This is a genomic window from Paenibacillus sp. NPDC056579 (assembly GCF_042793215.1).
In the GTDB taxonomy this organism is placed as follows: Bacteria; Bacillota; Bacilli; order Paenibacillales; family NBRC-103111; genus Paenibacillus_S.
Genome location: NZ_JBHTVD010000003.1, coordinates 26968 through 39502, shown reverse-complemented (window position 1 = coordinate 39502; position 12535 = coordinate 26968). Strand labels below are relative to the sequence as shown.

General features: G+C 49.2%; 11 protein-coding genes. All 11 read left to right on the top strand.

The genetic code is table 11. The features are described from left to right. The first annotated feature begins 22 nt into the window (after nt 1-22). The 11 genes from ACFQ88_RS12655 (at nt 23) to ACFQ88_RS12605 (ending at nt 12423) form a co-directional block, all read left to right on the top strand. A complete protein-coding gene (locus ACFQ88_RS12655; RefSeq protein ID WP_379454397.1) occupies nt 23-1273 on the top strand; it encodes a M16 family metallopeptidase in 1251 nt (416 codons plus the stop codon). Then, nucleotides 1266-1712, top strand: a complete 447-nt coding sequence (gene dut, locus ACFQ88_RS12650) for a dUTP diphosphatase (protein WP_239626314.1) — start codon at nt 1266-1268, stop codon at nt 1710-1712. The genes ACFQ88_RS12655 and dut overlap by 8 nt, the downstream gene beginning before the upstream one ends. 181 nt (nt 1713-1893) lie before the next feature. Further along, complete coding sequence (dpsA, locus tag ACFQ88_RS12645; protein ID WP_379454396.1) at nt 1894-2793, top strand: dipicolinate synthase subunit DpsA; 900 nt, start codon at nt 1894-1896, stop codon at nt 2791-2793. Beyond that, a complete protein-coding gene (locus ACFQ88_RS12640; protein WP_239626311.1) occupies nt 2790-3386 on the top strand; it encodes a dipicolinate synthase subunit B in 597 nt (198 codons plus the stop codon). Before dpsA ends, ACFQ88_RS12640 begins: the two co-directional genes overlap by 4 nt. A 31-nt stretch (nt 3387-3417) precedes the next feature. Then, the gene (locus ACFQ88_RS12635; RefSeq protein WP_379454395.1) at nt 3418-4458 is read left to right on the top strand and encodes an aspartate-semialdehyde dehydrogenase; all 1041 of its coding nucleotides are present in this window, start codon (nt 3418-3420) and stop codon (nt 4456-4458) included. Nucleotides 4459-4663: 205 nt separating this feature from the next. Further along, a complete protein-coding gene (dapG, locus tag ACFQ88_RS12630) occupies nt 4664-5881 on the top strand; it encodes an aspartate kinase (RefSeq protein WP_239626306.1) in 1218 nt (405 codons plus the stop codon). A gap of 21 nt (nt 5882-5902) precedes the next feature. Further along, nucleotides 5903-6778 carry a 4-hydroxy-tetrahydrodipicolinate synthase gene (dapA, locus tag ACFQ88_RS12625; RefSeq protein ID WP_379454394.1) on the top strand — a complete coding sequence of 292 codons (876 nt, stop codon included), beginning with the start codon at nt 5903-5905 and terminating at the stop codon, nt 6776-6778. A gap of 186 nt (nt 6779-6964) precedes the next feature. Continuing rightward, nucleotides 6965-8641, top strand: a complete 1677-nt coding sequence (locus ACFQ88_RS12620) for a ribonuclease J (RefSeq protein ID WP_239626302.1) — start codon at nt 6965-6967, stop codon at nt 8639-8641. A 207-nt stretch (nt 8642-8848) separates the two neighbouring features. Beyond that, nucleotides 8849-9586: a ClpP family protease gene (locus ACFQ88_RS12615; RefSeq protein WP_239626300.1), complete on the top strand. Its 738-nt coding sequence runs from the start codon at nt 8849-8851 to the stop codon at nt 9584-9586. Then, nucleotides 9583-9807 carry a YlzJ-like family protein gene (locus ACFQ88_RS12610; RefSeq protein ID WP_239626298.1) on the top strand — a complete coding sequence of 75 codons (225 nt, stop codon included), beginning with the start codon at nt 9583-9585 and terminating at the stop codon, nt 9805-9807. The genes ACFQ88_RS12615 and ACFQ88_RS12610 overlap by 4 nt, the downstream gene beginning before the upstream one ends. A gap of 78 nt (nt 9808-9885) precedes the next feature. After that, a complete protein-coding gene (locus tag ACFQ88_RS12605; protein ID WP_379454393.1) occupies nt 9886-12423 on the top strand; it encodes an FtsK/SpoIIIE family DNA translocase in 2538 nt (845 codons plus the stop codon). Nucleotides 12424-12535 lie beyond the last annotated feature (112 nt).

Sequence of the window (12535 nt, the reverse complement as noted above, 5' to 3'; positions counted from 1 at the left end):
TATTCCAAGGAGGCACCTTTCATTGAATAAATACACATTAAATAACGGCTTGCGCGTCATTGTGGAGCCCATCCCTACATGCCGCTCCGTATCCTTCGGGATCTGGGTCAAGACCGGATCGCGTAACGAAACGAAAATAAACAACGGGATCTCCCATTTTATTGAACACATGCTGTTCAAGGGGACCGATAAATATTCGGCCAAGGATATTGCTGAAATATTCGACGGTATCGGAGGAAATGTCAACGCGTTTACTTCCAAGGAATATACGTGTTATTACGCCAAGGTACTTGACGAGCATTTGCCGATAGCGGTCGAAGTGCTTGCCGATATGTTCTTCCGCTCTGCATTTGACCCAACGGAGCTCGAGAAAGAGAAGAACGTCATATTCGAAGAAATTTCGATGTATGAAGATACTCCGGACGATATGGTACATGATTTAATCGCTAAGGCGACATTTGAGGAACATTCCTTAGGCTACACCATCATCGGAACCGAAGAGAATTTAACCGCAATGAATTCCGATACGCTTCGTCAATATATGAAAGAGCAGTATTCGGTTGACAGGACGGTTATCGCCATCGCGGGCAACGTAGACGACAGCTTGATGCCGCTGATCGAGAAGCATTTCGGCCAATTCCAAAACGACGGGATAGAGCAGTCGCTGACGGCCCCGGGCTTTGCCGGGCAACTGATGTTTCATGAGAAGAAGTCGGAGCAAAACCATATTTGTCTTTCTTTCCCGGGATTGTCTGCGAAGGATGATCGCTTGTACGCGATGGTTCTGCTCAACAACGCTATCGGAGGCGGAATGAGCTCCCGGTTGTTCCAGGAAATCCGCGAGAAGCGCGGGATGGCGTATTCCGTGTATTCCTACCATACGTCTTATCAGGACGGAGGAATGTTTACGGTGTATACCGGCACGGCTCCTAAGCAAACCGCGGATGTGTTGAACGTTACCATGGAGCTGCTGCATGAGATTAAGGACAAAGGCTTGACGGCAGCGGAGCTGAAGAAGGGCAAGGAGCAGATGAAAGGCAGCTTGATCCTCAGTCTGGAAAGCACAAGCAGCCGCATGAACCGTCTCGGCAAAAACGAGCTGATGCTAGGCAAGCATTACAGCATGGATGAAATTATTGAGAAGATCGAGAGTGTAGAGCTGGAGCATATCCAAGAAATGGTGCAGCACATGATGTCCGTTCCGTTCGCACTTGCAATGGTCGGCCAAAAGGATGACGTTCTCGAAGGCTTCAGGAGGGATCAGCTTGTTTAACGTACAAATCAAACGACTTCCGGGTAGCGAAGGCATCCCGTTACCGCAAAAAATGTCCTCGCTTGCGAGCGGCTTCGACCTATATGCAGCCGTAACCGAGCCGGTTACCTTACAGCCAGGGGATCGTACTCTGATCCCAACCGGTTTTGCACTGTCCATGCCGGCGGAGCTGGAGGCGCAAATTCGCCCCCGCAGCGGTTTGGCTCTGAAACACGGCATCAGTTGCCTGAACTCTCCGGGCACGATCGATGCGGATTACCGCGGCGAAGTCAAAGTGCTTTTAATCAATCATGGTTCCGTACCGTTTACCATAGAACGAAATGAAAGAATTGCCCAAATGGTGTTCCAAATCGTTCCTGTCGTTGAGCTGCAGGAAGTCGACGAATTGACGGATACCGATCGAGGCGCCGGAGGCTTCGGCCATACCGGTACGAAGTAAGGAGCGGCACCTTCCTGAAACCAGGGAGGTGTTTTTTTTGTGCCTGCTTTATAGACGACTATTTCTCTCGGAAAACCTAAGTATTATTTATTGCCTGCGTAGACTCGGGGGCAGTAACCCATTAATGGGCGGCCGCATAAGATGAGTTATCGAAAGCGACTTAGAAAGAGGTGAGAAATGAATGCTTACAGGTATTCAAGTGGCTCTCATCGGTGGTGATGCACGCCAGCTTGAAGTTATCAATAAATGCTCTGAGCTTGATGCTTCGATAGTTTTGATCGGATTTGACAATCTGCAAAATCAATTTAGCGGGATCACCAAAGCCGAATTGACACCTGATGCCCTTGAGGCATTAGATGCCATCATTTTGCCGGCGGTCGGCACAGACGATCACGGCATTGTGGAAAGCATTTTCTCTACGTCGGAGCTGCGGTTAACGGAGGATCATTTCAAGGCTTTGCCCAAGCATGCAAAGGTGTTTACAGGTATGGCGAAGCCGTATTTACGCAAGCTGTGCACTCAATTTTCCATCCAGCTTGTAGAGTTGTTCGATCGGGATGACGTCGCTATTTACAACTCCATTCCGACCGCTGAAGGTGCCATTATGATGGCGATTCAAAACACGGATTTTACGATTCACGGCTCTAACAGCATGGTGCTTGGATTCGGCAGAACAGGGATTACGGTGGCGAGAACATTACAGGGGCTCGGGGCGAAAGTCAAAGTCGGCGTCAATAAACCGGAGTATTTTGCAAGAGCTTGGGAGATGGGCTTCACCCCTTTCTATACGCAGGATCTATATGCTCAGGTGGCGAATATTGACTTGCTTTTTAATACAATTCCATCTATGATAGTCACAGCACAAATTATTGCCAATATTCCACATCGCGCAGTAATCATTGACTTGGCCTCGAAGCCCGGCGGGACGGATTTTCGTTTCGCGGAGAAGCGGGGGGTCAAGGCATTGCTTGCTCCGGGACTCCCTGGCATTGTCGCACCTAAGACAGCCGGTCGCATTATTGCCGACACCTTGAGCCGGATCATTCTTGAGGATGCAGGACAGAGGAGGAATAAGGAATGAATTGGCAAGGAAAGACCGTAGGCTTTGCGTTAACGGGATCGCATTGTACATTTGCTGAGGTAATGCCTCAAATTCAGCGTTTTGTAGATGCCGGAGCCCGGGTGGTTCCTATCGTTTCTTATACGATACTTACTACGGATACTCGTTTCGGTACCTCTGAAAATTGGCAGAAACAGTTGAAAGAGATTACTGGAAATGATATTATTGCTTCAATTGTAGATGCGGAGCCGTTAGGTCCGTCCAAACTGTTAGATGTGCTGGTTATTGCGCCGTGCACAGGGAATACGACAAGCAAGCTGGCGAATGCCATGACGGAAAGTCCGGTGTTGATGGCGGCCAAAGCGCAAATGCGCAACCAGAAGCCTCTTGTATTGGCTATTTCCACCAATGACGGTCTTGGATTGAATGCTATGAATATCAGCAAGCTGTTAATCACCAAGAACATATACTTTGTTCCGTTCGGTCAAGACGCGCCAACGGCCAAGCCGAATTCTCTCGTCGCGCGCATGGATCTGATTATGGAAGCCTGCGAGGCGGCCCTTGAAGGGAAACAGCTGCAGCCGATGATTATCGAACGGTTCAATTATCAATAATGATTACTAGCCCAGGGGAGAGACAAAAAAAATGTCGAATCAGAAGCTATTCAACGTTGCCGTAGTCGGTGCAACAGGAGCCGTAGGTGAGCAGATCATCCGTTTGCTGGATGAGCGCAACTTCCCCATTCAACAATTGAAGCTTTTGTCCTCCGCTCGTTCTGCTGGCACCAAGCTGCAGTTCAAAGGGCAGGAGATTACAGTGGAGGAAGCAACGGCAGACAGCTTCAGAGGCGTTGATATCGCGTTGTTCAGCGCAGGCGGAAGCGTCAGCCAGGAGTTGATTCCCCAAGCAATCGAGCATGGAACCGTTTGTATCGATAATACGAGCGCCTTCCGGATGGATCCGGATACTCCGCTTGTTGTTCCCGAAGTGAATATCGATAGAATCAATGAGCATAAAGGAATTATTGCCAACCCGAACTGCTCTACTATCCAAATGGTTGCTGCGTTAAAACCGTTGTACGACCGGTTCGGGATTTCCCGTATTATCGTATCGACTTATCAAGCGGTATCCGGCGCAGGCGCCCGGGCCATTGATGAGATGCTGCGCCAATCCAAGGAGATTTTGGCAGGCAAAGATATGGAACCGCAAATTTTGCCTGTCGGCTCATTGCCGGTGAAACATCAAATCGCTTTTAACGCTATTCCGCAAATTGACAAATTTACGGAAAACGGTTTTACTTACGAAGAAATGAAAATGATCAACGAGACCAAAAAGATCTTGGGTGACGACTCACTGGAAGTAACCGCGACTTGTGTACGCATTCCGGTTGTTTACGGCCACTCCGAGTCGGTTTATGTCGAATTGAAACAGGATTTTGACATCGAAGAAGTCAAACAATTGATCGCTGACGCGCCGGGCATCGTGCTGCAGGATAATCCTGCCGAGCAGCAATACCCGCTCGCAACGGACGCCGCAGGCAAGCTCGAAACGTTCGTAGGCCGCGTTCGCCGCGATCTGAGTAACCCGCGAGGTCTTAATATGTGGATTGTGTCTGACAATCTTTTAAAAGGCGCAGCTTGGAATGCCGTGCAAATTGCAGAATATATTGCTATTGAGCAAGAGTAAGGTGCAAGCCACCGCCAATAGGAATAATTCTCGTTGCGCTTATTCGGCAAGCGATCCTATTGGTGAAAAAGCGGGCTTCCATCAGGAAGCCTAGCTTTTGTTTGCATATAGGGAAAAGCTTACGAAACAGGCTTTCTTATGAAAGCCCAGAATACGCTTACGAAGCAGGTTTTGCTAACGCAAAAACTCTTAGGAGGGACCTCTCATGAAAATTCTGGTACAGAAATTCGGAGGCACGTCCCTTTCCAACGTCGAAGCAAGAGCACTCGTCCTAGAACACATCGAAGACGCTTTGAAGCAAAATTACAAGCTAGTTGTCGTCGTATCGGCCATGGGAAGAAAAGGCGAGCCCTACGCAACAGACACGCTGCTGGATTTCATAGCGAATAACGGCAATCACTTGCCGCCAAGAGAACGAGATATGTTATTATGTTGTGGAGAGCTTATTTCCGCTGCCACCTTGTGCAGCCTTCTCCACGCAAAAGGGATTTCGTCCCGCGCACTTACGGGAGCGCAAGCCGGAATCGTTACTAACGATGAATACGGCAACGCTCAAATCGTTTCCATTCAGCCTCAACGGATCCTGGACCTGCTGGAACAAGAGCAGGTAGTTATCGTCGCCGGCTTCCAGGGCCAGACGAAGAATTATGATTTTACAACGTTAGGCCGGGGCGGCAGCGATACGACAGCGACAGCTCTCGGAGCTGCGCTGAAAGCGGAAATTGTCGATATTTTTACCGATGTAGACGGCATCCTGACGGCCGATCCTCGAATTGTCGAGGACGCAAGACGATTGCCTATCGTATCGTATTCCGAAATATGCAACATGGCTCACCATGGTGCCAAGGTGATTCATCCCCGTGCCGTTGAAGTGGCGATGAATGCGAACATACCGATTCGCGTCCGTTCTACATTCAGCAAAGATCCGGGAACGCTAGTAACCCATCCGGATGCTATACCGCATGATAAGGATTGGATTCAGGACCGGTTCGTTACGGGCATAGCGAATTTCTCAAGCATCACTCAAATCCAGGTCGCCGCGGGCGAAGGGGTCTACGATCTGCAGCTCAGAGTGTTCAAAGCAATGGCTCAGCACCATATCAGCGTAGATTTCATCAACGTGAATCCATCAGGCGTAGTTTACACCGTATTCGATCACGAAGCGGACAGAGCCGTAAGGATATTAACCGAATTAGGATATAAACCGCAACATACCTCGAATTGTGCCAAAGTATCGATCATCGGCGGCGGAATGAATGGCGTACCGGGGATTATGGCGCATATTGTCGAGGCATTGACGGAAGAAGATATAAGCATTTTGCAGTCGGCGGATTCGAACACAACCATCTGGGTGCTTGTCCAAGGGATGGATATGGCCAAAGCGGTCCGTGCCCTGCACAGGAAGTTTGAGTTACACAGATAAACAATGTAGGAGGAATTATTCGTGGATTTCGGAAGACTTATTACAGCAATGGTCACCCCATTTGACGCCAACTTGCAAATTGATTGGGATCAGGTTGCAAAATTAATGGACTACTTGATTGACGAACAAGCAAGCGACAGCTTAGTCATTTGCGGAACGACCGGGGAATCCCCTACGCTTAAGGAAGAGGAAAAGCTGAAGCTGTTCGAGTTTGCAGTGAAGCATGCCAACGGGCGCTGCAAAATTATTGCCGGTACGGGCAGCAATGATACCGAGCACACCATTCATTTGTCCAAAGAAGCCGAGAAGCTTGGCGTAGACGCGCTGCTGCTTGTAGCGCCATATTATAACCGTCCATCCCAAGAAGGGCTGTATCAGCATTTCAAAGCGGTTGCCGAAGCGGTTTCCGTACCTTGCATCATTTATAACGTGCCTGGACGAACCGGTGTAAATATTAACGTGGATACGACTATCCGCCTGTCTCATATTCCTAATATCGTTGCGACGAAAGACTGCGCCGACCTGGACCAGCTTACGCAAATTGCAGCCAACGCGGCTCCGGGCTTTATCGTATACAGCGGTGAAGACAGCATGACTTTACCTGCCTTGTCCATTGGAGCCTACGGGATTATCAGCGTAGCGAGCCATGTGATTGGAAAAGATATGAAGAATATGATAAACTGTTATTTGCAGGGAGACATCCGAGAGGCAACTCAGCTCCATGCCAAGCTTCACCCCGTATTCAAAGGACTGTTTGAATGCCCGCATCGTGTACCAAGTCCTGCTCCTGTTAAATTCGCATTGAACCATAAGGGCATTGAAGTGGGGGGAGTTCGTTTACCGTTAATAAATGTAACCGAAGAAGAAGGACGATTCATTGCTTCCTTGTTTGAATGAGAAGTCTTGGAAAATCGGTGCGTTTTTTAGCATCGGTTTTATTTTTTTAGGGGACAATAGGTTGTAAAAGAGCCAACTTGTAATTGCAGTTTTGCTTAATGTATAATGGTGGCAAGTGACTGGTGCGGTTTTTGGTTTTTCGTTCATACAAAAATTCGTCGTCAATTTGAATTAGGAGGTATTTCTTTGTCTAAGAAAAATATAGATAAACTCTTGATTTTCGCTCTGGGCGGCGTGGGCGAAATCGGGAAAAATATGTACGTCATTCAATATGCCAATGATATCGTAGTGGTGGATTGCGGGTTGAAATTCCCTGAAGAGGACATGCTGGGTATCGACATTGTTATTCCGGATATCAGCTATTTGACGGAGAACCGGGATAAAGTCAGAGGGATCATTATAACTCACGGACATGAGGATCACATCGGTGGTTTACCTTATGTGCTGAAGCATCTGAATGTTCCTGTATACGGTACCAAGCTGACTCTGGGGCTTATTGAAACCAAGCTGAAGGAAGCGAATTTGCTCGGTGAAACGAAGCGGATAATGATCAATTCTGACAGCGAATTGAAGCTCGGTACGATAACGGCTACGTTTTTCAAAACGAACCACAGTATTCCCGACTCCGTAGGGGTATGTCTGGAGACACCGGAGGGCAATGTGGTTCATACCGGAGACTTCAAGTTCGATCAGACACCTGTTAACGAACAGTATGCAGATCTTCACAGCATGGCTGCCATCGGTGCAAAAGGAGTTCTGGCGCTGCTGTCCGACAGTACGAATGCAGAACGTCCGGGATATACAGGCTCAGAGAAAAGCGTTGGAGTTCAGATCGAAGAAGTGTTCCGCAAAGCGAAGCAGCGGGTTATTATAGCGACTTTCGCTTCTAACATTCACCGTATTCAGCAAGTGGTGGATGCGGCGGAAGCTACCCGGAGAAAGCTGACGGTAATCGGGCGCAGTATGGTAAACGTTGTCAGCATTGCAAGCGAGCTAGGCTATTTGCGTATTCCGGATGGAATGCTGATCGAGCCGGAGGAAGTGAATAAGCTGGCGGCGGACCGCGTTGCCATCCTCTCGACGGGAAGTCAGGGAGAGCCTATGTCGGCGCTGACTCGAATGGCAAGATCCACACATCGCAAGGTGGATATTTTACCTGGGGACACGGTCATTATCGCTGCAACGCCGATTCCGGGCAATGAGCGTTATGTAGGAAGAACCGTAGATGAGCTGATGAGAATTGGGGCCCATGTTATTTATGGACCAGGTTCGATTACAGGCGTTCACGTATCGGGACACGGAAGCCAGGAAGAACTGAAGCTGATGCTTAATATTATGAAGCCGAAATATTTTATTCCGATTCACGGTGAGTATCGCATGCTTCGTCAGCATGGATTGCTCGCGGAATCTGTCGGCATCCCGAAAGAAGACATTTTCATCGTTGATAACGGGGAGACCGTAGAAGTTCAAGACGGTGTCGCACGTAAAGGGTCGAAAGTTCCGGCCGGTAATATTTTGATCGACGGTCTTGGAGTAGGAGACGTCGGGAACATCGTACTTCGCGATCGCAAGCTGCTTTCGCAGGATGGGATCCTGGTCGTCGTCGTTACTCTTAGCAAACAAGATGGTGCGATTTTATCCGGGCCTGATATTATATCCAGAGGTTTCGTGTACGTTAGAGAATCGGAAGGCTTGCTGGATGAAGCAAACCGGATCGTAACCAGTACGCTGAACCGTTTGATGAGCGAAAATGTTAACGAATGGGCATCGTTAAAAACTCATGTTAAAGATGCACTTGGACGATTTTTATATGAACAAACCAGAAGAAGACCTATGATCCTTCCAATTATTATGGAAGTATGATCAAAAACCACCAGTCAACCGCTTGAAACCGTTCATCATACAGGTGTTGCAATCACGTCACAAAAAAGAGATCCTATGAGGCGAGTCCTCATGAGGTCTCTTTTTTTGCAGACAGAAGTCAGTCCGGATAATTGACTGTTTAATGGATAAGGGACGGTTGCGCTAACCATACTATGGGGGATGATGAAACGATAGGGGGATTTCCTAATGAACGATTCCTTTAAACAAGAAGCGCCGCCTGCACAACCCGTAACGGATGAGGCGAAGAAGAATCCGGTTGTAGACACGATTCAGCAATTAGGTCAGACCGGTACGCCGGCCGGAGAATCAAATATTTTTTGCATGACGATAATCGGGCAAGTGGAAGGGCATCTCGTGCTCCCGCCGCAAAACAAAACGACGAAGTATGAGCATTTGATTCCACAATTGGTAGCAGCGGAACAAAATCCGAAAATTGAAGGCGTATTGATCATTTTAAATACGGTAGGCGGGGATGTGGAAGCAGGGCTCGCCATTGCAGAAATGATCGCTACCTTATCCAAGCCGACAGTGACGTTAGTGTTGGGCGGGGGACATTCGATCGGCGTGCCGATTGCCGTCTCGGCGAACTATTCGATTATTGCGGAGACAGCTACCATGACGATTCACCCGATCCGTTTGAACGGACTTGTCATCGGCGTTCCGCAAACCTTTGAATATTTGGATAAAATGCAAGAACGCGTCATCCGCTTTATTACCGGCCATTCCCGAGTAACGGAAGAGAAGATCAAAGAATTGATGTTCAAAACAGGAGAGCTGACGCGAGATATCGGAACGACGGTAATCGGCGCGGATGCGGTCAAATACGGCTTGATTAATGCCATCGGCGGATTGGGAGACGCGATCCGTGAGTTGAATCGGAGAATTGATGAGAAACGCCAAATGCAGGGAGGGATCGTACAATGATTCAATATACGGTCATGCCGCTGGAAGTCGTAATGGAGGGCATCGAGAACATGGAGTCGAATCAAATGGAAATCGTGGTCAACGGTATTTCCATGCAGGTACAGCCCTTGAATGCGAATCAAGCATCCATTGTTCGAATCATCAGCTGTAATCCGCAGGACTTCATGAATCCGCAGTACAGTCCGGGTAGAGTCATCGAGTTTCAACCGACGATCAAATAGTTCTATGGTCTGATTTTTGCCTTCTTGTTATGGTTCCACCCAAAGTATGGTATAATTTGTACTTGGGGGTGAGCCGATTTGGCAAGGCCAAAGAAGAGAGGCAAAGCGATTAAAACGAATTTGAAATACGAGCTCTATGGGATAGTCATCCTGACTTTATCCATTATCGCCCTTACCCAGGAAGGTCCGGTATCGCGTGCATTAACGTATTTGTTCCGGTTTTTCATAGGGTCATGGGATTTTGTCATTCCGCTCGTATTTATCTACATAGGTTTATACGTTATGGTAAAAAGGGAATGGCCCGTTTGGAGAACAACGCGCAAGGCAGGGGTACTGCTGATCATACTGGCTGTGATATTAATGAATCACATTTCCCTGTTCGACAAATTGTATCCCGGCGGAAAGTTTACATCCGGCATGATTTTGACCCAAACCTGGAGCACCATGATGGATGGACTCTCGGCTACGGATAAAGGTAGAGTCATCCTGAAGATTGAGGTCGGCGGAGGGATGATCGGTGCTGCCTTGTACAGCTTGCTGTATTTTCTGTTCGCCAATCTCGGAGCGAAGCTGATCCAGTATACGATGATCGTCATCGGGGCGATCTTGATTACCCGTTTGTCGATCGGCGATATTATCATGAAGCTGAGAGGGCGCCGTACGTTTGCCGATACGCTGCTCGGGCAGTATATCAAACGCAAGCTGATGGAACGCAAGGCCAAGGCTTCGGCGGTTACTGTTAAGAAGAAGCCGGCTACGGTGCCTTACATTCCCGATGACAACGAATTTGACGAGGAGACGCTTAAGCCGGAACGTAAGGAAAAGAAACCTGCGAAGAAACGTTCTTCTTTGTTCTTTGATCTGATTCAGCCGAAATCGAAGACGACGGAATCGCCGTCTGCATCGACAAATGTTAAGGAAGAGGATTTCTCCGATGCTTCGGATTCCAATGAGGAAGTCGTTGTCCATAAGCACGTGCCTCCGGAATATGACGATGACGAAGAATATGTGGATCCGTTGATTCCGGTTATCCGTGACTTCCAAGAGCATGTGCAAGAGTCCACTTCTGTACAGCCTCCGCAGCCTGAGCAGAACAAGGCTGCCGCGAACGCAGCGGCTGCGAAGGTATCACCAGCCGATGACGACGAGCAAACGCCGCCGGAGGATTTCAATATCAACAACAAGCCGCTTGCGGTTCCGTATGAGCTGCCGTCATTTCAATTGTTGGCCAAGCCGAATGTAGGCAAAGGCGGGGAGTCGATGGACTATAAGGCGGTGGCCCGCAAGCTGGAAGCGACACTAGAGAGCTTTGGCGTACGTGCGAAGGTGCTGGAGGTAGTGCGAGGGCCATCGGTTACCCGCTATGAAATACAGCCGGACGTCGGCGTGAAGGTCAGCCGGATCGTAGGCTTGACCGACGATATCGCTCTGGCTCTCGCTGCCAAGGATATTCGGATGGAGGCGCCGATCCCGGGCAAATCCGCTATCGGCATCGAGGTACCGAATACTGAGGTTTCCATCGTTACGATGCGGGAAGTGATGGAGAGCAACGCTTTCCATGAATCGAGCTCCAAGCTTTCCATCACGCTCGGCCGCGATATATCGGGTCAGCCGATTGTTGGCAACCTGGCACGCATGCCTCATATGCTCGTTGCAGGAGCCACCGGCTCGGGTAAGTCGGTTTGTATCAACGGGATCATCACGAGCATTCTGTACAAAGCGAAGCCGGACGAAGTGAAGTTTCTCATGATTGACCCGAAGATGGTCGAATTGAACGTGTATAACGGGATTCCGCATTTGTTGGCTCCTGTCGTTACTGACCCTCGCCGCGCATCGTTAGCGCTGAAAAAAGTCGTACTCGAAATGGAAAAACGGTACGAGCTGTTTTCCAAGAGCGGCACCCGTAACATGGAAGGCTACAATAACATGCTGCTGGAGACTCAATCGGGCGCACCGCTTCCGTATATCGTAGTCATTGTGGATGAGCTTGCGGACTTGATGATGGTCGCGGCCAATGATGTGGAGGATGCGATCTGCCGTTTGGCACAGATGGCCCGTGCAGCCGGCATTCACTTGATTATTGCGACGCAGCGTCCTTCTGTCGACGTCATTACCGGTGTAATTAAGGCGAACATTCCTTCGCGTATTGCATTCGGCGTATCCTCCCAAGTAGATTCGCGAACGATTCTGGATATGGCCGGGGCCGAAAAGCTGCTGGGCCGCGGGGACATGCTCTATTTGCCGATGGGTGCGTCCAAGCCGGTTCGCGTCCAAGGCGCGTTCTTGTCCGACAGCGAAGTCGAGTCTGTAGTCAACTTCGTCAGAACTCAAGGGCAAGCGAATTATGTAGAGGATATGGTGCCGCAGATCGAGGAGCAGAGCGAAGCGCAGGATCAGGTCGAAGACGAGCTGTACGACCAAGCGGTCCAGATCATTTTGGAGGCCAAGCAGGCTTCCGTATCCCTTCTGCAAAGAAGGATGCGGGTCGGTTACACCAGGGCAGCCCGCTTGATCGACACGATGGAAGCGAAGGGCATTGTAGGCCCTTACGAGGGAAGCAAGCCGCGTGAGGTCCTGGTTTCGTTAGAACAGTATCAAGCGAGATTATCATCATAATAAGCGCGTCGTCCTTGAGTGGACGACGTGCTTTTTTATGTATTCCAAGCTTGGCCGGAACACAAAAGAGTCCGCCCATTACTTTCCTTTTTTGACTGAATAGAAGCATTCT